The organism is Gordonia sp. DT219 (genome assembly GCF_049847065.1).
In the GTDB taxonomy this organism is placed as follows: Bacteria; Actinomycetota; Actinomycetes; order Mycobacteriales; family Mycobacteriaceae; genus Gordonia.
This window is the reverse complement of record NZ_JBNCNR010000004.1, coordinates 270,841-289,505: the sequence shown is the minus strand read 5'-3', so window position 1 is coordinate 289,505 and position 18,665 is coordinate 270,841. Positions and strand designations below refer to the sequence as shown.

At 67.0% G+C, this 18,665-nt stretch carries 19 protein-coding genes and 2 pseudogenes; 13 read left to right on the top strand and 8 right to left on the bottom strand.

Features of this window, described 5'->3' with window-relative positions:
• Positions 1-286: 286 nt before the first annotated feature.
• Positions 287-403: pseudogene (locus tag ACPXB3_RS08910) on the top strand (type II toxin-antitoxin system VapB family antitoxin); the annotation flags it as partial.
• A pseudogene (locus tag ACPXB3_RS08905) lies at positions 366-532 on the top strand (hypothetical protein); the annotation flags it as partial. The pseudogenes ACPXB3_RS08910 and ACPXB3_RS08905, both read left to right, overlap by 38 nt.
• 149 nt (positions 533-681) lie before the next feature.
• Here the strand turns inward: ACPXB3_RS08905 and ACPXB3_RS08900 are convergent.
• Together ACPXB3_RS08900 and ACPXB3_RS08895 are read right to left on the bottom strand one after the other, a co-directional pair.
• Positions 682-1,038: a VOC family protein gene (locus ACPXB3_RS08900; protein ID WP_425703934.1), complete on the bottom strand. Its 357-nt coding sequence runs from the start codon at positions 1,036-1,038 to the stop codon at positions 682-684.
• A 26-nt stretch (positions 1,039-1,064) separates the two neighbouring features.
• Positions 1,065-2,120, bottom strand: coding sequence for an aldo/keto reductase (locus ACPXB3_RS08895; protein ID WP_425727394.1), 1,056 nt, complete (start codon positions 2,118-2,120; stop codon positions 1,065-1,067).
• A gap of 73 nt (positions 2,121-2,193) precedes the next feature.
• On the opposite strand from ACPXB3_RS08895, the gene ACPXB3_RS08890 reads away from it, so the two are divergent.
• The 3 genes from ACPXB3_RS08890 (at position 2,194) to ACPXB3_RS08880 (ending at position 3,470) form a co-directional block, all read left to right on the top strand.
• Complete coding sequence (locus ACPXB3_RS08890; protein ID WP_425727393.1) at positions 2,194-2,730, top strand: TetR/AcrR family transcriptional regulator; 537 nt, start codon at positions 2,194-2,196, stop codon at positions 2,728-2,730.
• A 195-nt stretch (positions 2,731-2,925) separates the two neighbouring features.
• On the top strand, positions 2,926-3,210 hold the full coding sequence (locus ACPXB3_RS08885) for a type II toxin-antitoxin system Phd/YefM family antitoxin (RefSeq protein ID WP_425703931.1): 285 nt from the start codon (positions 2,926-2,928) through the stop codon (positions 3,208-3,210).
• Positions 3,207-3,470, top strand: coding sequence for a type II toxin-antitoxin system RelE family toxin (locus tag ACPXB3_RS08880; protein WP_425727392.1), 264 nt, complete (start codon positions 3,207-3,209; stop codon positions 3,468-3,470). Before ACPXB3_RS08885 ends, ACPXB3_RS08880 begins: the two co-directional genes overlap by 4 nt.
• Before the next feature lie 53 nt (positions 3,471-3,523).
• Here the strand turns inward: ACPXB3_RS08880 and ACPXB3_RS08875 are convergent, their stop codons facing one another.
• Positions 3,524-4,381 (bottom strand): helix-turn-helix transcriptional regulator, encoded by an 858-nt coding sequence (locus ACPXB3_RS08875; RefSeq protein ID WP_425703929.1) that lies wholly within the window; start codon positions 4,379-4,381, stop codon positions 3,524-3,526.
• A gap of 86 nt (positions 4,382-4,467) precedes the next feature.
• Between ACPXB3_RS08875 and ACPXB3_RS08870 the strand changes: the two genes are divergently transcribed.
• Both ACPXB3_RS08870 and ACPXB3_RS08865 read left to right on the top strand, forming a co-directional pair.
• Positions 4,468-5,256 carry an SDR family NAD(P)-dependent oxidoreductase gene (locus ACPXB3_RS08870; protein ID WP_425727391.1) on the top strand — a complete coding sequence of 263 codons (789 nt, stop codon included), beginning with the start codon at positions 4,468-4,470 and terminating at the stop codon, positions 5,254-5,256.
• Positions 5,257-5,482: 226 nt separating this feature from the next.
• The gene (locus ACPXB3_RS08865; RefSeq protein ID WP_425727390.1) at positions 5,483-6,340 is read left to right on the top strand and encodes an aldo/keto reductase; all 858 of its coding nucleotides are present in this window, start codon (positions 5,483-5,485) and stop codon (positions 6,338-6,340) included.
• 128 nt (positions 6,341-6,468) lie between these two features.
• On the opposite strand, the gene ACPXB3_RS08860 is transcribed toward ACPXB3_RS08865, so the two are convergent.
• The 4 genes from ACPXB3_RS08860 to ACPXB3_RS08845 all read right to left on the bottom strand — a co-directional run bounded on the left by ACPXB3_RS08860 (position 6,469) and on the right by ACPXB3_RS08845 (position 11,565).
• Positions 6,469-7,566, bottom strand: a complete 1,098-nt coding sequence (locus tag ACPXB3_RS08860; RefSeq protein WP_425727389.1) for a hypothetical protein — start codon at positions 7,564-7,566, stop codon at positions 6,469-6,471.
• 649 nt (positions 7,567-8,215) lie between these two features.
• A complete protein-coding gene (locus tag ACPXB3_RS08855; RefSeq protein ID WP_425727388.1) occupies positions 8,216-9,733 on the bottom strand; it encodes a trypsin-like peptidase domain-containing protein in 1,518 nt (505 codons plus the stop codon).
• Between the two features lie 105 nt (positions 9,734-9,838).
• Complete coding sequence (locus ACPXB3_RS08850; protein ID WP_425727387.1) at positions 9,839-10,645, bottom strand: ABC transporter permease; 807 nt, start codon at positions 10,643-10,645, stop codon at positions 9,839-9,841.
• Positions 10,645-11,565, bottom strand: coding sequence for an ABC transporter ATP-binding protein (locus ACPXB3_RS08845; RefSeq protein ID WP_425727386.1), 921 nt, complete (start codon positions 11,563-11,565; stop codon positions 10,645-10,647). Before ACPXB3_RS08845 ends, ACPXB3_RS08850 begins: the two co-directional genes overlap by 1 nt.
• Before the next feature lie 125 nt (positions 11,566-11,690).
• Between ACPXB3_RS08845 and ACPXB3_RS08840 the strand changes: the two genes are divergently transcribed.
• The 4 genes from ACPXB3_RS08840 (at position 11,691) to ACPXB3_RS08825 (ending at position 15,462) form a co-directional block, all read left to right on the top strand.
• A complete protein-coding gene (locus ACPXB3_RS08840; RefSeq protein WP_425727385.1) occupies positions 11,691-12,851 on the top strand; it encodes a sensor histidine kinase in 1,161 nt (386 codons plus the stop codon).
• Between the two features lie 83 nt (positions 12,852-12,934).
• The gene (locus ACPXB3_RS08835) at positions 12,935-13,588 is read left to right on the top strand and encodes a response regulator (protein WP_425703921.1); all 654 of its coding nucleotides are present in this window, start codon (positions 12,935-12,937) and stop codon (positions 13,586-13,588) included.
• 114 nt (positions 13,589-13,702) lie between these two features.
• Positions 13,703-14,137, top strand: a complete 435-nt coding sequence (locus ACPXB3_RS08830; RefSeq protein ID WP_425703920.1) for a hypothetical protein — start codon at positions 13,703-13,705, stop codon at positions 14,135-14,137.
• 101 nt (positions 14,138-14,238) lie between these two features.
• Positions 14,239-15,462: a cation:proton antiporter gene (locus ACPXB3_RS08825; RefSeq protein ID WP_425703919.1), complete on the top strand. Its 1,224-nt coding sequence runs from the start codon at positions 14,239-14,241 to the stop codon at positions 15,460-15,462.
• A 75-nt stretch (positions 15,463-15,537) separates the two neighbouring features.
• Here ACPXB3_RS08825 and ACPXB3_RS08820 read toward each other — a convergent pair whose 3' ends face one another.
• The gene (locus ACPXB3_RS08820) at positions 15,538-15,867 is read right to left on the bottom strand and encodes a transglycosylase family protein (RefSeq protein ID WP_425703918.1); all 330 of its coding nucleotides are present in this window, start codon (positions 15,865-15,867) and stop codon (positions 15,538-15,540) included.
• 375 nt (positions 15,868-16,242) lie between these two features.
• Between ACPXB3_RS08820 and ACPXB3_RS08815 the strand changes: the two genes are divergently transcribed.
• Both ACPXB3_RS08815 and ACPXB3_RS08810 read left to right on the top strand, forming a co-directional pair.
• Complete coding sequence (locus ACPXB3_RS08815) at positions 16,243-17,733, top strand: LCP family protein (protein ID WP_425703917.1); 1,491 nt, start codon at positions 16,243-16,245, stop codon at positions 17,731-17,733.
• A gap of 129 nt (positions 17,734-17,862) precedes the next feature.
• Positions 17,863-18,660, top strand: a complete 798-nt coding sequence (locus ACPXB3_RS08810) for an enoyl-CoA hydratase (RefSeq protein WP_425703916.1) — start codon at positions 17,863-17,865, stop codon at positions 18,658-18,660.
• Positions 18,661-18,665 lie beyond the last annotated feature (5 nt).

The following is an 18,665-nucleotide window of genomic DNA, read 5'->3' as shown; positions in this document are numbered from 1 at the left end:
AAACCAAACCTTAAGCGAGACACCGGCGTTGCGCCCTACGCCACGCTCAAACCACCCACACCTACATCACAAGAGCCGTCCTCGTGCTCAGGCTTGGACACCGTCGAGAGGTATACCGATGAAAGAGTCTCGAACTTGCCGTCGGTCGACGGAGAGAATTGTCTATCGTGAATTTTCCGCGGCCTAACCTGGCGATTCCGTCGACGAGGAGCTGCAAGTTCGGTGCGCCAGGCCAGTCGGCGGGCCGCGCTGCGAGCGATGTTGACCTCGACCGCGAAGGACGGAAAGCCGCGATGGGCTGCGGGCGTTGATTCGCATGGAAAGTGCGCGCCGCCTTGCAGCGCTCGGCGGCACCGATTCGACAGGTGCGGCGACTCCGCGTCGTCGGTCGTCGGTCGGATGATCTCGTCGATACGTCGGTCTGGATCGACCATCTGCACACCGGGAACGAGCAGCTGACGGCACGATGGCACTCCTTGCCGACGGCGAGATCGGCTGTCACCCACTGGTTGTGGAAGAACTCGCACTGGGACGCTCTAGACACGCGACAAACGTTTGAGAGCCGCGTGCGTCGAGGCCGGGTCTTTCGCGCCGTCGAGTGACGCTCGTCGGCGACGTTGTCTAGCGGAGACTTGAATTGTGGTGGTGCGCTTCGCTGGTCCGGCGATGATTCACCAGATATCAGCCGCGGAGGCAGAAGGGGTGTCCGGCGGGATCGTGCAGTACGCGTGAGTGGTCCGGGCCGGCCTGGTACTCACTCTTGGTCGCACCGAGCCGGAGTGCGGTTGCTTCGGCGGAGTCGAGGTCGTCGACCGCAAGGTCGAGGTGAATCTGCTGGGGCTGGTCCGTTGACGGCCAGGTCGGCGGCCGGTAATCGTCCACGCGGACTGCACCGATGAACAGGTCGGCGGTTTTGACCGCGCAGAAAGCGGGCGTTTCGACGGCGACCTCGCCGTCGAGGATCTGTGCCCAGAAGTGCGCGAGCGCACTCGGGTCGGTGCACTCGAAGTTGATGGAGGCTATACGGAAGTCAGGCATGGGTTTCCTCGGTGATAGGGGGACATTCAGGTCACGGGGAGTGCGGGATCGTCGATGAGTTGGCGGTTGCCGTCGATTCCGTGGGTGAGGGCGGCGGCGACATCGTCGTGCGGTGTTCCGAGCGGAACTGCACTGACGTCGTCGAGCAGCGCGTACTGCGCATCGTCGAGATCGACGTCCAGTGCGTCGAGATAACCTTGGAGGTGAGTTGATGTGCGGGGTCCGACGATCGGGATCATCGAGGTGCCGGAGCGGGCGGCCCGCTCGTGCAGCCAGGACAGCGCGACCTGTACCGGGCCCGTTTCGATCTGGTCGGCCACGCTGATCACCGCATCGAGGACGGTGGTCCGCTGCTCGGTGTCCTCCCCGGGCGTGGTCGACTCGGCTGCCGTGCTGAGACGCCCCTGTTCGCCGTTGCGATATTTGCCGGAGAGCAGTCCACCGGCGAGCGGCGAATAGAGCACGACGCCCAGCCCGTGCGCCTGTGCCATCGGCAGGAGCTCTCGCTCGGCAGACCGCTCGGCCAGGTTGTACTCGGTCTGGATGCCCAGCAGGTGACCGCCTCCGGTCAGCTCGGACCTCACGGCGGCGCCGGCGACCCGCCACGCCGGAAAGTTCGACAAGCCGTAATACCGGATCTTCCCGGCCCGGACGAGATCTTCGAGCGCTTGCTGAATCTCCGACATCGGGGTGAGGCCATCGGGGAAGTGCGGCATGAACACGTCGACGTAATCGGTCTGCAGGCGACGCAGGCTTTCGTCCAACGACCGGAACATGACCTTCCTGCTGTTGCCGGTGGTGCCCGGTCGGGCATCGGCCCGACGGGTGCCGCTGTACTTGGTGATCACGACCATGTCGTCGCGATCACTTCCGAGAAGATCCCCGAGGACCGCCTCGGCCTCCCCGACCTGGTAGATATTCGAGGAGTCGAAGGTGGTTCCGCCGGCATCCAGGAACGCGCGGTAGATGTCCTTGGCCCCGTCGAGTCCGGTCGATGTCTCGCTCGATCCGAAGTTGGCGGTGCCCAAGACGTACTGCGAGACGCGCAGTCCGCTGAGTCTTCCGAAGGGCTGGTACCGCACGCGAGGTCTCCAAACTGGTGTGGCGAACTATGTATGGTGAGAAGGTAACACAAAAAACGAACGGTCACTCTTTATGCCCAAGGTCACGCAGGACCACCTCGACGCACGCAGACAACAGATCATCGATGCCGCACGTCGATTGTTCGCCACTCAGGGGTTCGCTCGAACGTCGATGAGCGACCTCGTCAACGCATCGGGCTTGTCCAACGGTGCGATCTACCGCTACTTCGCCAGTAAGGACGAAATCATCACGGCGATCTGCGACCAGGCCACCCATGCGTTCCCGGCTGATCTGACCCCCGACGTGATCCACCGGTTTCTACAGCACATCCGCGCCCTGGCCCGCGAAGAGAACCACGCCCGGCTCGTCGCACAGATCTATGCCGAGGCGGCGGTGTCGCCTGCCCTCGGCGAAGTGGTGAAGGCTCAGCTCGACCAGCTACGTTCCTCGATCGTCGGACTCCTGCCGGACCGCGAGCCGGTCGATGCGCAGCAGATCGCCGAGGCTTTCGTCGCGCTCTGCCATGGCTACACCCAGCAGCTCGCCGTGCGAGGTGACGTCGATCCGAGCCCTTACGCAGCAGCCCTCGTCAGGATTGCGAAGCTGTGACGTCCCAACGGCATTCGGACGCGGCCGTATTGGCATACGAGTTCGAATCCCTGGTGGCGCTTGGGGTTCGGGTGATGGCTCAGGCTGCTGACGCTCGAGTGGGTCATCTACGCCTGGCCAGGTGATCGAAGTGCTGGGCAGCCTCGCGGCATAAGCCGAGGTCAGGGACGGGTACAGCACGCTAGAATTCTGTACATGACGACATTGCCGATCGCAGACGTGCGCGCCAACCTCTCCAAGTTGGTGGACGAGGCGGTGCGTACCCATCAGCGGGTGGAGCTCACCAGGAATGGGCGGCGTGCCGCCGTGCTGATGAGCGCCGACGACTACGACTCTCTCATGGAGACGCTAGACATTCTGGGCGACCGGGAAGCAATGGAGGCCATCGGCGAGGCGGACGCCGATATCGCTGCCGGCCGGGTCTACCCGCTTGATGAGGTGGAGGCCGAACTCCGCGCGAAGGGCACCATCGGTTCATGACCTACCCGGTCGAACTGACTCGACGCGCACGTCGAAGTCTGTCCGAGGACCTTCCCGAGATTGTTGCGGCGGCGGGCTGGGAGTTCATTCGCGGGCCGCTCGCCGAGAATCCGCATCGGGTCGGTAAACGCCTGCGCGGCGAGTTGGCCGGCCGCTGGTCGGCGCGGCGCGGCGAGTTCCGGGTTGTCTACGAGATCCACGAGGATGTTGTCGTTGTCCGCGTGATCGACGTACGGCATCGTCGTGATGTGTACCGGTGACCGAACGTGCCATCGATCAATGTTCGGACGCGAGAACCCGTGATGGATCGTCGCTATCGGGTGCGCTCTTTCGATAGGCCCTCCGCACCGATGGCAGCGAGGAAACGCAGCGACTCGGCGGCGGGAGAACCGGCGGCCGCGCTGTAGAGCACGAGATGCTGATCGCGGTCGGTCAAGGCGAGGGCGTCGCAGTCCACCGTGATCGCCCCGACGGTCGCGTGGTGGAACGTCTTGGTCAGCATCGGTGCGGGCTGGACGTCGTTGCGCTCCCAGAGGCGGGCGAACTCGCGGCTTTCCTCGCGGAGTTCCTCGATGAGCCCGGCGATGGCGGGATCGGTCGGATACCGGGCGGCAGCGGAGCGCAGTTCCATGACCGCCTGCTGACGGAACTCGGCGGCATTCGAGATCCCGTAGGGCGCTTGGTCTTCCGACGGATCGGGCAAGAAGGCGCGGCGGGCGAGGTTGCGGTCATCAGGTGCCCGTCGGGAAAAGTCCTCCATGAGTGCCGCGGTCAGGTCGTTCCAGGCGAGGACGTCGAAGGCTGCCGACATCACGAACGCGGCTGTCTGTGGAAGTCGTGCCAGCAGTGCCAGGATGCTCGGCCGTACGTCGCGGCGATGCCATCCGGTCCTGTTCGGTGCGGTCCCGGCGAGGAGGTGAAGGTGGTCGCCTTCGACGTCCGTCAGCCGTAGCGCGCCGGCGATTCCGGCCAAGACGTCGGCCGACGGTCGCGGAGCGCGGCCCTGTTCGAGGCGGATGTAGTACTCGGTCGAGATGTGGGCGAGGACGGCGACTTCCTCGCGTCGCAGCCCAGGGGTGCGGCGGCGGGGCCCGGAGGGCAGACCGACGTCCTCGGGGCGCAGCCGCTCGCGTCGGCTTCGGAGAAAGGCCCCCAACTCCCGCTTGTCCATTGCTCCAGTGTGCGCTCGCGGCGAGCGGGGAAGGTGGTACAGCTTGTGCCTGCATCCGCGGCGACGGCCGGGGCAGGTTGGTCGACATGACACACAACGACACCGCCACCACATCGATCGGGCTGCTTGCGGGAAAGATCATCTTCATCACGGGAGCGAGCCGCGGTATCGGTGCCGCGGCCGCGCACCTCTTCGCCCAGGAGGGCGCGTCGGTCGTCCTCGCGGCGCGCAGCCGAGATGCGTTGGACCGCATCGTCACCGAGATCCGTGACGGCGGGGGAACCGCCGACGCCGTCACCGTCGACCTCGCCGTCCCCGATAGCATCCGGGCAGGGGTGACCCGTGTTCGTGAGCTGCACGGCCGGCTGGACGGCGCGTTCAACAACGGCGGAATCATGCAACAGCAAGCCGGTCCGGTGGATGGCGCGACCGACGCCGACGTGGACGAGCAGTATGCGGTCAACTTCCGGTCGCACCTGATCGCCATGAACGCCGAATTCGCACTCATGCGTGAAAGCGGCGGCGGGGCGATCGTGAACACCTCCAGCATCGGTGCCCGCCGCGCGAACCCGCTGCTTCCCGTGTACGGGGCGATGAAGCGGGCCCTGAACAGCGTCACCGAATCCGCCGCCGTCAGCTGGGCCAAGGACGGCATTCGCGTCAACGGCATCACTCCGGGCGGCACCGCGACGGAATTGATGCAGGAGTGGGATGAGGCCAGCCCCGGCGTGATCGAGGCAAGCGCGGCCAGTAGCCCGATGGGCCGTCTGGCCGAGCCCCGCGAGGTCGCCGAGGCCGCTGCCTGGCTGTTGAGTGACCGCGCATCCATGGTCACCGGGGCGATCGTCCCGGTCGACGGAGGGGCCGGCGCGTGACCGATCTGTGCCGCAACACGAGGACCCGCCCGCGGTGCCCGGCGCCGACCTGGATGCGGCACTGCTCCATACAGGTGTAGTAATCGGTACTGGTCGCCCTTCGCACGACCGCTGAATCTTCAGCAGCGGAAAGGACCGACGCTCCGGCGCGGACGTCGGCAACGAATGGCTCGAGCCGGTCACCGACGAGGTGTACGGCCGACTTCGGAAAGAACGGAGACAACCGATGAGCACCCTGAACGACACCTACACCCTCACGAACGGCGTCCGGATTCCCAAGCTGGGTCTGGGCACCTGGTTCATCGACGACGACAAAGCCGCGCAGGCGGTCCGTGACGCCGTGCAGATCGGCTACCGCAACATCGACACCGCGCAGGCCTACGGCAACGAGCGTGGCGTCGGCGAGGGCGTGCGTACTGCAGGCGTCCCGCGCCCGGACCTCTTCGTCTCGACGAAGCTGGCCGCCGAGATCAAGGAGTACGACGCCGCGGTCGCCGCGATCGACGGGTCCCTCGAGGCGATGGGCCTCGACTACGTCGACCTGATGCTCATCCATTCGCCGCAGCCGTGGGACGACTTCCGCGGCGGCGACTACGCCGAGGGCAACCGCGAGGCGTGGCGTGCACTCGAAGAGGCGCACAAGGCAGGCAAGATCCGCTCGATCGGTGTCTCCAACTTCCAGCAGTCCGACCTCGAGAACATCCTCGCGGGCGCGACGGTCACGCCGCACGTGAACCAGCTGCTCGTGCATGCGGGCAACACCCCGGGCGAGCTGATCGCCTTCTGCGAGAGCAAGGGCATCCTCGTCGAGTCGTACTCGCCGATCGCGCACGGCGAAATCCTGACGAACGTCGACATGGCGGCGATGGCCGAACGGTACGGCGTGAGCGTCCCGCAGCTGTGCATCCGCTACACGCTGCAGCTCGGTACGGTGTCGCTGCCGAAGACGGCGAACCCGGAGCACATGCGCGCCAATGCCGAGGTCGACTTCGAGATCTCGGACGCGGACATGGCGGCGCTGAGAGACCTCGACGCCCGGGACTACGGCGAGAATGCCGCGTTCCCTGTCTACAGCGGCAGGTGACGTGTAGGACCATGGCGGAGAAGGCGATCCGCGCCGGTCGACTCGCGGTCCGGGCAACGCGCTCTGGTCGCCGGTGACGCCCCTGCTCGTGGACGTGTGGCGCAGCGCAGTCGATGCCACGCGCGGGGTCAGACCACTCGAACTGACGCGGACTGTGCGGTGGCCCCGGCGTCGTCGTGATCGGGGTGGGCGGCAAGCATCTCGCGAATGAGTGCGGTTCGCACCGTGGGTAATCCGGCGACCGATACCGCGACCACCGTCATGCAGATCCACATCAGGACACCGCTGGCGAAGAGCAGTAACTGCAATGTCCAGGTCGGCGCACTGATCTCGTCCGAGGCCAGCTGACGGGCCCATAGCCGCCAGTAGATCATGAGGTTCACCGTGATCCCGACGAAATAGGAGACGCCGAATGACGCCAGATATTGTCGCCATGTTCCGTCTTTCAGTCGCGCAGACAGCGACTCATGCCGGAGCGGTGCGAGGACCGACAGCAGGTTGCCGACGCCCAGCCAGATCAGCACCATGACGATGAATTGATCGATCATTGCGGGAGCGTAGAGATCCGTTGTGGCGCTGAGGTATACGATCACGGGAGTGGCTGCGATGGCCACGCCGACCAAGACTGCGAGGTTCTTGGCGGCCAGTATCCGCCACAGCCGCTGTCCGGCGCGCATGTCAGCCCACACCCGCTTCGCGTCGAAACACAGTGCATTGGTGCAGATGACGCTGCCGACCACCGCGCCGAAGACGTAGAGCGTTGAGGAACCGGTCTTGTCGTAACTGGCCCACCCGGTCAGGCTGTAGAACGTGACGAGCGACATGCTGACGGCCAGGGTGATCACCACTCGGATGAGAACCGCGGGTGGCCGGGATCGGACGGCGTGGACGATTTCACGCGCGCTGCGCTGTGACAACTGCCGCACGGCGATGCCGATCAGTCGCAAGGTGGCGCCATGGCCGATCGTGTCGGCCGCCGTCGTGTCGGTGAGGGCGGCGCCGGCCAACACGATGTCGAGTCGCGCGCTGCGGACGGCATCGGCGACGAGAGGTGCACGCAGTGCGTCGTCATCGGCCATCGTCGCGACCATGCCCGCCAGCTTCTCGATCTCCTCGGCGAGGTCGTCGATCTCGGCCGAGATGGACCGTCCCGGAGCATCGCCCGAGCGGGTGGGCGTGTCGGGATGGACCTGCGCTATCGGCCCGGAGACGGCGTTGTCACTCACACCGATCAGCTAAGCATCTGGGTCGCGGTGCGTCCACGGCGTCGGGAACGCCACTGAGTGCTTCCCGCCGCGTCGCGGTCAACGTCTCCGGCCGCGTTGCGGTCACCTGAACGGACTGCCTCCGGCTGATGCGGACCGCTACACCATCAGGCCGGCCTGGGCGGTCACCGGCTTCTGGAGGTATGGCGCAGCGCAGTCGACGCAGCACAGACGCCGGTGTTGTCGAGACGACGGCAGGGCCTACTCGCTGCTGCGGATGAAGCGGGTGACGGCCGCACATCACACCGGTCAGGCGCACGGGGCGAATATAGGATGCGCCTATAGCGACGGTCGAGACGATAATCGTCTCGACCGTCGCCATAGCCGCACGTTATATCTCGACGTCCAGGACACGGGCCGGTTCGCAGCCGCCGAAGCGCCCCGACCGTACGGCGGCGTCGACTTCGACTCAAAGTGATGTCATGGCCGATATCGAAGTCCTGGAGGTGTAGCGATGTCGTCCATCGTCGTCAGAGGACTCGACCCCTTCGGTGAAGAAACGCCTCGCTGAGCAAAGCATCCGGATGTGGCGCGCGTGGTGGACTTCGCACGTGTTCCTGCGCGCTGTACGGTGCGCGGGAAGCATCAGTCGGACCGGAATACCTGCGCGTCAGCGTGTTCCGCGGGTGCTGGGCACCGTCGTCTGTGCGGTGTCGACGGCACTGCCGAGTTTCACCGTGACGGTGCGTTCCTGGCCGCCGCGGGACACGGTGACCGGGACCGTTTGCCCCGGCTGATGTGTCAGGATCTGTGCCATCAGATCGGCGTAGCCGGTCACCCGCTCGTCACCGACCTTGGTGATGACGTCACCGGCGGAGATTCCGGCCGCGTCGGCCGCGCTGCCGCTCTGTACGCCGGTGACCCGAGCGCCGGCGGTGCCGCCGCCGGTGGTGGCACCGGTGTCGGTGTCCTGAAGCGAACCGGTCACGCCCAGAACGGGTTTGGTGGCGTGTCCGTCGGCGAGGAGTTCGTTGGCGACGCGGCGTGCGGTGTTGACCGGGATCGCGAAGCCCAAGCCGAACGCCTGGACACCACCCTGGGAGTCCGATCCGGTGTCGACGGCGGAGTTGACGCCGATCACCTGACCGGACAGGTTCACCAGCGGCCCACCGGAATTGCCCGGGTTGATCGCCGTGTCGGTCTGCAGTCCGTTGTAGACCGTGACCTGCGAGCCCTGCTCGTCACCGGCGGTGACGGTGCGCGAGAGGTTGCTGATGATGCCGGAGGTGACCGTGTTGGACAGGTTCTCCGGGCTGCCGACGGCGACCACCTGTTGTCCCACCTGGAGTCCGTCCGAGTTGCCGAGGGCGGCCGCAGGGAGACCGGATGCGTTGGCCAGCTTGACGACCGCGAGGTCATAGGACGGTGAGGTGCCCACCACGGAGCCCGCATAGGTCTTCTGGTCTGCGGTGGTGACGCGGATGGTCGCGCCATCGCCGACGCCGGCGACCACATGGTTGTTGGTCAGGACGTAGCCATCGGGCGACAATACGATGCCGCTGCCGATCGCGGTGCCCTGACCGGCGGACACCTCGATGTCGGCGGTGAACTTGGAGGCGGCCTGCGCGGCGTAGGTGACCGATCCGGGCTGGGCGGGTGCGGCGGTGGCCGCGGCCGGTGCGCCCAGTTGCGGGGCGGACCCGGTGGTGTGGCCGACCAGGGCGCTGCCGCCGAGAGCTACTGCGCCGCCGAGCAATCCGGCGATCAGTGCGGTCGCGATGATCGGCTTCATCGATGAACGGCGCGGACCGCCCGGCGGCGGCGCCATGGTGGTCATCGGGGAGAAGGGTGGCGGTCCGGGTGGCAGTTGACCGGTCGCCGCCGGGCCGGGATAGGGCTGTCCCAGCGGTGAGGTGGCGTAGGGGTGCGGACCGTGCGCGTCGGTCGGGGCCGGGCGGGCGTCGGGTGTCGCAGCACCGAACGGCGCGGTGTGCTGCCACTGCGCAGACGTATCGGGTGTGGCGGACGCATCGGGTGCGGTGCCGACGGGCGGACCCGTCGGACCGGCCGGCCGGCCGGCCGGAACAGTGAAATCCGGTGGCACGGGGTCGTGCTCCGTGCCACCGGAGGGCACCGGATTGTCCGATCCGTCCGGAATGTTGTTGTCGGGATGGCGATCTGTGGTCATCAGACCACGCTGCCCACGGTGACTGAGAACTGCCCGAGAGATTTGTGGTGAATTCGCTGTCAATTCACTGGGTTGCGCCGGAGGCTCGTCGGGACGGTGCGATCACTACTTGATCTCCCCGCGCATGATGCGCATGATCCCGAAGGCCATCGGGATCGCGATCCACAGGACCGCGGACACGAGGAGCTTGCCCCAGTCGCCACCGGAGGCCCAGTGCTCGGACTGGAAGGGCGCGTTGGTCGTTCCGATATCGATCCACGTGCCGAGGTGATCTTTGAACCACGGCACCAGCTGGCTGACGAGAGTCAGTGCGGTCGGCAACACGAAGTAGCCGACGATGGCACCGGGTGTGTTCAGGAACAACGCGGCGAAGCCGAAGCCCAGGAGTAACCCGAATAGTTGCAGGACAAAGGAATTCACCAAGCCGGCTGCGGTGACCGACCACGCGCCCGCCGGATCGGCGAAAACCAGACCGGCGATCACGTTTCCGACCGCCCCCAGGGCGAGGGCCACCGCGACGGCGATCCCGGACGCGATGACGGCCGTCGCCAGCTTCGCGATCACGATCCGCTCGCGGCGGGGTTCCATGGTGAAGGTCGTCAGCGCCGACCGCTGACTCCACTCACCGGTCACCAGCAGGATGGCCATCACCGGCAAGATGACCCCGAGTGGGATGTTCACCATTCCGAAGATCTGACCGAAGCTCAGCGCGGTGAGATCGTTGCGATTGGCGATCAGCATCGCCCCGATGACGACCACCGACAGCACGCCGATCGAGGCCGCGAGCCAGAATCCGGCCCGGGTGTCGACGAGTTTGCGGAGTTCGACCCGGATGAGGCGGGACATCGGGATACCCGTGGCATCGCGGGTGCCGACCGCGGTGGCGGGTTGGGTGGCGGCAAGGGTGGTCATCAGAATGCTCCTGCGGTCAGTGGTTGTTCACGTTGGGTGGATGCGGTGAGCGAGAGAAACATCTCCTCGAGTTTGGCTCCGTCGCCGGCACGCAACTCGGTCAGCGCGATGGCGTGTGCGGCGGCGACCCGACCGACCTGCTCGGGGTCGGCGTCGGTGTGCAGGCCGCCTGCGGTATCGGGATGTGCGACGATCCCGGCCGCGTCGAGTGCCGTCGCCAGGGCGGCGTCGTCGAGCGAACGGACGCTGGTGCCGGTGCCGGCGAGCAGCTCGGATTTGGTGCCCTGGGCCACGATTCGTCCGTTGCCGATCACCACGAGATCGTCGGCGACGATCTCGATCTCGTTCAGCAGGTGCGACGACAACAGGACCGTGCCGCCGCGATCGGCGTATCCGCGCAACAGACTGCGCATCCAGTGGATACCGGCCGGGTCGAGGCCGTTGGCCGGCTCGTCGAGGATCAACACCCGCGGATCTCCCATGAGCGCGTTGGCGATTCCCAGACGCTGACGCATCCCGAGCGAGTAGTTGCGGACGCGCCGCCCGGCTTCGTCGGGGGTCAGACTGACCAGCTCGAGCATCTCGTCGACCCGGGTGCGTGGCATGCCGATGGTCATCGCGGTCAGGCGCAGGATCTCCTCGCCCGTACGGCCGGCATGCTGTGCCGACGCGTCGAGCAGTACCCCGACCTCGATGGACGGGTTGGGGATCTCCCGGTAGCGCCGGCCGTCGATGGTGACCGCTCCCGACGTCGGCGGCGTCAGACCCGTCATCACCCGCATGGTGGTGGACTTGCCTGCCCCATTGGGGCCGAGGAAGCCGGTGACCTGTCCGGGCCGGCACGTGAACGACGCATCGTCGACGGCGATGTGGTCGCCATAGCGTTTGGTGAGGTTTTCGACTGTGATCATGGGATTCATGCTCGTCGGAACCGGTGGCCGAGGACATCGGGCACGAGGATGGAATCGGTCTACGACCAAAGTCGGATATCGACCCAGCCGATGGATGCACGCGCGTGCGGGTTGCCCCCCACTACGGTGAGAGGGTGCGCCCGGAGGATTATCAGCCAGCGCTGACGTGGTGGAGTCACACCTGGCGATTGCTGCTGATGCTCGCGATCTCCGTGCTGGCGTTCGCCGGTCACGGCGAAAACCATCTGCCCCATGCGATGTGGTTTATCGGCGCCGACCTCGTCGTCGGGGTGGCCTGCTATGTGGCGACGTGGTGGCGCCGTTCGCACCCGGTACTGGTGTGTACGTTCACGAATCTGGCCGCGATGATCTCGATGAGCTCCGCCGGTGCCGGTGCGCTGGCCATGGTCTCGCTGTCCACGCGCCGCCGGTGGCGCGAGATCGTCCCGCAGATCGCGTTGAGTATCGTCTGCGGCGCAGTGGGGGACGAGTTCCTCACCGGCTCGTCGAGCGATCCGCGCTTGCAGCGCTACGCATTTCTGGTGGCGATCACCGCGATACTGGTCGCGTGGGGCATGTACATCGGGTCGCGGCGCGAACTGCTGGCCACCTGGCGATCGCGGGCGATGCTCGCCGAACAGGAACAGCAGGCCAAGGTGGCCCAGGCGCGCTCGGTGGAGCGTGCGCGGATCGCGCGGGAAATGCATGATGTTCTCGCGCACCGAATTTCGACGGTCAGCATGTATGCCGGAGCGTTGGCCTACCGGAGGGATCTGACCCCGGATCAGGTACACGACTCCGCCGAGACCATCGAGGCCAACTCGCGGCTGGCGCTGACGGAATTGCGCGAGGTGCTCGGCGTGCTGCGTGAGGGACCCGGCGACGCCGACCCCGAGCAGCCCCAGGCCGGCGGCGACGACGTCGACGACCTGGTCGCGCAGAGCACGGCTGCGGGGATGCGGGTGACCTATACCCGCACCGCAGACCTGACGACCGTGGCGGCGACCACGGTGCGAACGCTGTACCGCTGCCTGCAGGAAGGGCTGACCAATGCGCGTAAACACGCCCCGGCCTCGGCGGTGACGGTGCGCATCGAGCCGGGGCGAGCCGACGGGATCGATCTGCTGGTCGCCAACCCGCTGCCGATCGGGGACCGCTCGCCCTCGCTGCCGCCGTCCGGGCTGGGGTTGATCGGCCTCGCCGAACGAGTGGAGTTGAGTGGCGGGCGGCACTCGACCACCCGCACCGACGACGGGATGTTCATCCTGCATGTCTGGCTGCCCGCGCGGACCTGACACCGGCTTGCCGCGCGCGTGGCCGGACGTTCAGACTGCGATGCGAGGGTGGCGAGGATGAACCGAATGCGGAGGAGACAAGAGTGGTCGCACGCGTGATGGTGGTCGACGACGATCCGCTGGTGCGGTCGGGTCTGCAACTTCTGCTCGGTGGCGAGCCGACGCTGTCGATCGTGGCGGTGGCGGCCAACGGCAGCGAGGCGGTCGACGCCCACCGCGCGGCACCGGTCGACCTGGTGCTGATGGATCTGCGGATGCCGGTGATGGACGGTATCGCCGCGACCACCGAGTTGAAGGCGGCCGCGCCCGCGCCCGCGGTCATCGTGCTGACGACTTTCGACGCCGACGACTATGTGGTGCGCGCACTGGCGGTGGGCGCCGACGGGTTCTTGCTGAAGGACACCCCGCCGGAGGGCATCGTCGCGGCGATCACCAATGTGCTCGACGGCCAGCCGGCACTGAGTCCTTCGGTGACCGCCGCCCTGATCAAGCAGGTCGTCGACGCGGGGGATCGTGCGGAGGCGCCGGCGGCCCGGGCGGCGCTCGACGAGTTGACCGAGCGCGAGCGTGAGGTGGCCGTCGCGCTGGCGAAGGGCGCGTCGAATGCGGAGATCGGTGCCGAGCTCTACCTGAGCGTGGCCACGGTGAAGGCCCATATCTCCCATATCTTCACCAAACTCGGCGCGGCCAACCGCGTGCAGGTGGCGATCCTCGTCCACGACGCCGGACTGGACTGAACGTGCGGCCTCCCACCGGCGACGGGCCGCGTGGTGGCGAACGCGGCGGGCGGTGGCCACACTGGAGTCACAGTGCCTGACCCCGATGGCAGGCCCATGAACGGGAGGCTGCCGATGGCCGGTCAGAATCAACCCTTCGGGTTCGATCCCGAGGACTTCGATCGTTTCGCGCGGGAGGCCGCCGACGGACTTCGGCAGGTGTTCGGGCGGTTCGTCTCCGAACCCGCTGCGTCGAGCATGTTCTCGACCTTCGTCGACGCCACCACGAGTCGACGGTCGGCGCCCACACCCCCGACCGCAGGTGAGGTCGGGGCCGGCGTGTGGGCGGTCTTCGTCGTCGATGACGGTGGCGATGCGCGGGTCGAGCAGGTCTTTGCATCCGAGGTCGATGCCCTGCGCGCGAATCAGCACAACACCGATCCGCGGCGCCGAGTGCGGTTCTTGCCCTATGGCATCGCGGTCAGCGCGCTCGACGGATCGGCCATCGGGACGGCAGAGCCGAAGCCGGCCGATCGGGGCGAGGACGAAAGCGGCAGCAAGAACGGCTGATTGCGGTATCGGGTGATTTCCCGGCGCGGTGACCCCGGCGGCGGTTGAGGTCGACGCGCGGTGAGGTCATCGGACCACCCGGCGCAGGCCGGTGAGGCAGGATGACGCAGGTGAGCGTTCTCGCCGAGGCGGCTGCCGACCCCGACCGCACGACTGCCGTCACGCTCTTCTGGATCGCGTCGGCTGCGGTGGTCGCTCCGCTGGTGGCCCGCGCAACCCGTCGGTACGTTCCCGAGGTCGTGGTGCTGCTGGTCCTCGGGATGCTGTTCGGTCCGCACGTGCTGGGGATGGCCGACCCGGGCTCGGTCTCGGCGGTCAGTGAACTCGGTCTGGGAATGCTGTTCCTGCTGGCCGGGTTCGAACTCGATCCGAACCTGTTGCGGGGCAAGCCCGGTGCGCTCGCCGGCGGCATCTGGCTGTTGAGTCTGATCATCGCGACGGTGGCGGTGGCGCTGATGGCGACACCGGGAGATTTCACCGCGCACGTGGCGGTCGCGATCGCGATGACCTCCACGGCGCTGGGCACCCTGCTGCCGATCATCAAATCCGACGGTCTGCTCGACCGGCCACTCGGGCGTGCGGTGATGGCCCACGGCGCGGTCGGCGAGCTCGGACCGGTCCTGGCCATGTCGTTGTTGCTGACGAGCCGCAACATCCTGGGCGCGGTGATCGTGCTGGTGCTCTTCGCGCTGGCCGCAGTGATCCTGTTCGTGGTGCCGCGACGATTCGCCCGGGTACCGGCCCTGCAGGCGTCGTTGACGGAGATGAGCGGCGGGACCTTTCAACTGCCGGTCCGCGTCGTGATCGCGCTGCTGGCGTCGTTCATGGCGGTCGCCGCCGTCTTCGACCTCGACGTGGTGTTGGGGGCGTTCGCGGCGGGGATCGCCCTGCGCAAGCTGATCCCCGAAGACAGCCCGGTGGTCGATCGACTCGAGGTGATCGGCTTCGGGATGCTGATCCCGGTCTTCTTCGTGACCTCGGGAATGAACATCGACCCGTCCGCGGTGGCATCATCGCCGGCGCTGTGGGTGCTGCTCGTACTCGCAATCGGTGTGGCACGTGGCGTGCCGGTGTGGGTGGGCGAGCGGCTGGTGACACACGACGCCTCACTGCGGGTGGGGCGTGAGCGGATTCAGTTGGCGCTGTATGCCGCAACGGGTCTACCGATCATCGTGGCGGTGACCCAGGTGGCCACGCGCAGCGAACTCATGTCGCCGTCGCTGGCCTCGACGCTCGTCGCGGCCGGCGCGACCACGGTGCTGGTGTTCCCGCTGGCGGCTCGGCTGATCACCCGACGCGGCCCGGTGGCTGCGCAAGGGGTGTGAAAGGCGCAGAGGAGGCGACCCGTGCCGGGTCGCCTCCTCGGGGCGGTTCCACGCTCAGGTGGATTCGCTATCGGCTCAGAGGTACTGGCCGCAGACCGGCCAGGCACCTGGGCCCTGGGTGGCCAGGACGTTCTCGGCAACCCGGATCTGCTCGTCGCGTGAGGCGTTGGACGCGCTACCGCTGCCGCCGTTGGCCTCCCAGGTGGACTGGGTGAACTGCAGGCCGCCGTAGTAGCCGTTGCCGGTGTTGATGCTCCAGTCGCCGCCGCTCTCGCATTGTGCGACGGCATCCCAGTTGTGGCCGGTATCGGCCGAGGCAGTCGCGGTGGCCACACCGAATGGTGCCACGGCCAGCGCGCCGATCACTCCCGCGCGGACGGCGAGCTTCTTCATGGTGGTCGTCATCGTTTCCTCCTCTCATCTGCCCGGTGGTGGGCAGGTGATTCTCGGACCGGTGGCGACCCTACGGATCGATAACGGTGAGGTCACGTCACACCGCCAACCTGCGCAGAGCTGATCACGGTGCGATAACGCTGTGAATCAAATGGGAAATGCCTGCGCATTTCGGCGTGTCGCCTTCTGCATGTCGGCCGGCAAACAAAGGCGATTTGTGATGAAGGCCATATCGAGTATGTGTGCTGTATCACTGTGATTCTGGCGCAGTCCTGCCCGCCGGCGATTGCTTCGGTCGGCTTCGCTTCGGCGGCTCAGCCGGTTCACAGCCCGAGACGCTAGCCTGATCCGGTTTGCGTGCGAGACAGTGACGACGAATGGAGAACGATGTCGAGCGAGTTCGATCGCCGTCGCTCACGCGCGGCCACGGGGCGTCACCGCCCCGCCCGCCCCGACCGTCTCACCGCGGGTGAGGTCTATCGCCGGGCGGCACCGGGCCCGGCGTCGTGGTCGTCGGCGTATCGCGAACCGGATGCGCGGGCGACCGATGCGTTCCGGCCCGTCGCCGTCCCGGCCGTGCAGGACGAGCCGAAGACGTCGGGCAGGTCGGGCCGGACGGGCCGGACGCGGGGGCGGCGGCGCAGCCCCATCGGCGTCGCGCGCGCGGCGGTGGTCGTGTGTTCGGTGATCGCCTTTCTGGTGACCGGGGTGATGTGGCTGGGCGCCAATTCGGTCCGTGGCGGGCTCGGCTACTCCAATGCCCTTGACGGCGCACCGCACTCGACCGACGGAGCCCAGAACATCCTGCTGATCGGGCTCGACACCCGCAAAGACAGGAACGGGAACGATCTGCCCGATGACGTGATGCGGCAGCTACACGCCGGCGACGGCGACTCGGGCGGCTACAACACCAACACGCTGATCCTGATGCACATCCCGGCCGACCGGAAGAACATCGTCGCCTTCTCCATCCCACGTGACGACCTCGTCCGCACACCGGACCTCGACGTCTCGCAGGCCAAGATCAAGGAGGTGTACGGACGTACCAAGGCGGCCACCGAGGACAAGTTGGTCAACAACGGCGACACCGACCGCAGCACACTCGAGTCGAAGGGGCGTGACGCCGGCCGCGCCGCGACCATCGCCGCGGTTCGCACCTTGACCGGCGTGCCCATCGACCGTTTCGCCGAGGTGTCGCTGATCGGCTTCTACGACGTCGCCAAGGCGCTCGGCGGAGTCCAGGTATGCCTCAATCATGCAGTCTCCGATGACTATTCGGGCGCCAACTTCAGCGCCGGTTTCCATCGGTTGTCGGCGGCGCAATCCCTCGCCTTCGTCCGGCAGCGGCATGGACTCGCCGGCGGCGACCTCGACCGCACGCACCGACAGCAGGCGTTCCTGCTGTCCGCGCTGCACCAGATGCAGAGCGCGGGGACACTGACAGATGTCGGAAAGATGAATCGGCTGATGGGTGTGGTCGACGACGACGTCGTCTTCTCCCAAGGTTGGGACGTCGTGTCATGGGCCCAGGACATGGTCGGGGTTCCCGGCCAGAAGATCAGCTTCCAGACGTTGCCCGTCGTCCGGTACGCCACCGTCGACGGCCAGTCCGTCAACATCATCGACCCCACCGCGATCCGCACAGAGGTACGACGCACCTTCGGGCTTCCGGTGGCGACCACCCCCAGCAGCACCAGCACCCCCACCTCGTCGGCGGCCGGTGCAGATCAACAGACCGACGGCACCCAGACCGACGGCACCCAGACCGACGGCGCCCAGACCGACGACAGCTCGGACACAACCGGCGCCGACGCCGGCCCGCCACCCGACAGCGGCCCGGCAGTGGTCAACACCGGCACGATCCCCTGTGTGGATTGATTCGCTCCGCTCAGGTGTAGATCGTTCGCTCCGCTCAGGTCGATCGACCCGATGCACCGCACCCCGACGGGCACACTGGAACCGGCAACAGTGGCAGGCGCCGGTGGGTGCCCCGGTGAGGAGGCGGCAATGGGACGCGCGGCAACAGACGGAAACGCCAGCCCGATCGAGGTGAGTGTCGACGCCCCGCTAGGCATCATCACCCTCACCCGGCCCGGGCGGCGCAACCCGCTCTCGACCGAGGCGATGCGCTCGATCATCGACGCGCTGCGGGGGTTCGGCTCCGACACCGCCGTGCGAGTGGTCATCATCCGCGCCGAGGGCCCCGCGTTCTCCGCCGGGCACGACCTCGGCGAACTCGTCGACCGGACACTCGAGGACGAACGCGCGGTGTTCGACACGTGCTCGGAGATGATGACCGCCGTCCACGAGCTCGACCGTCCCGTCATCGCCGAGGTGTCCGGGGCGGCCTTCGCCGCCGGATGCCAACTGGTGGCCACCTGCGACCTCGCGATCGCCGCCCACACGGCGACCTTCGCCACCCCGGGCGTGCGGATCGGATTGTTCTGCTCGACCCCGATGGTCGCCCTGACCCGCGCCATCGGGCGTAAACGCGCAATGGCGATGCTGCTCACCGGTGACCCGATCGACGCCGGCACCGCCGCCGAATGGGGGCTGGTCAACGATGTCGTCGCACCGGCCGAATTGACGGACGCCGTACGGGATCTGGCGCAACGGATCGCCGGGTCGAGCGCCTCGACGCTGGCCATCGGGAAGCAGGCGTTCTATCGGCAGATCGATGAAACAGAGCCCCGCGCTTACGAATTGATGTCCGAGACAATGGCCGCCAACGCGATGACATGTGATGCGCAAGAAGGCATGTCGGCGTTTTTGGGCAAACGCACGCCGGTGTGGACCGACCGCTGAGCGCG

Excerpts from the sequence above, each read along its gene's own strand:
- ACPXB3_RS08900 (WP_425703934.1), bottom strand. The coding sequence starts at position 1,038 with ATGCCTGACTTCCGTATAGCCTCCATCAACTTCGAGTGCACCGACCCG.
- ACPXB3_RS08890 (WP_425727393.1), top strand. The coding sequence starts at position 2,194 with ATGCCCAAGGTCACGCAGGACCACCTCGACGCACGCAGACAACAGATC.
- ACPXB3_RS08885 (WP_425703931.1), top strand. The coding sequence starts at position 2,926 with ATGACGACATTGCCGATCGCAGACGTGCGCGCCAACCTCTCCAAGTTG.
- ACPXB3_RS08880 (WP_425727392.1), top strand. The coding sequence starts at position 3,207 with ATGACCTACCCGGTCGAACTGACTCGACGCGCACGTCGAAGTCTGTCC.
- ACPXB3_RS08875 (WP_425703929.1), bottom strand. The coding sequence starts at position 4,381 with ATGGACAAGCGGGAGTTGGGGGCCTTTCTCCGAAGCCGACGCGAGCGG.
- ACPXB3_RS08870 (WP_425727391.1), top strand. The coding sequence starts at position 4,468 with ATGACACACAACGACACCGCCACCACATCGATCGGGCTGCTTGCGGGA.
- ACPXB3_RS08865 (WP_425727390.1), top strand. The coding sequence starts at position 5,483 with ATGAGCACCCTGAACGACACCTACACCCTCACGAACGGCGTCCGGATT.
- ACPXB3_RS08855 (WP_425727388.1), bottom strand. The coding sequence starts at position 9,733 with ATGACCACAGATCGCCATCCCGACAACAACATTCCGGACGGATCGGAC.
- ACPXB3_RS08850 (WP_425727387.1), bottom strand. The coding sequence starts at position 10,645 with ATGACCACCCTTGCCGCCACCCAACCCGCCACCGCGGTCGGCACCCGC.
- ACPXB3_RS08845 (WP_425727386.1), bottom strand. The coding sequence starts at position 11,565 with ATGAATCCCATGATCACAGTCGAAAACCTCACCAAACGCTATGGCGAC.
- ACPXB3_RS08830 (WP_425703920.1), top strand. The coding sequence starts at position 13,703 with ATGGCCGGTCAGAATCAACCCTTCGGGTTCGATCCCGAGGACTTCGAT.
- ACPXB3_RS08825 (WP_425703919.1), top strand. The coding sequence starts at position 14,239 with ATGACGCAGGTGAGCGTTCTCGCCGAGGCGGCTGCCGACCCCGACCGC.
- ACPXB3_RS08820 (WP_425703918.1), bottom strand. The coding sequence starts at position 15,867 with ATGACGACCACCATGAAGAAGCTCGCCGTCCGCGCGGGAGTGATCGGC.
- ACPXB3_RS08815 (WP_425703917.1), top strand. The coding sequence starts at position 16,243 with ATGTCGAGCGAGTTCGATCGCCGTCGCTCACGCGCGGCCACGGGGCGT.
- ACPXB3_RS08810 (WP_425703916.1), top strand. The coding sequence starts at position 17,863 with ATGGGACGCGCGGCAACAGACGGAAACGCCAGCCCGATCGAGGTGAGT.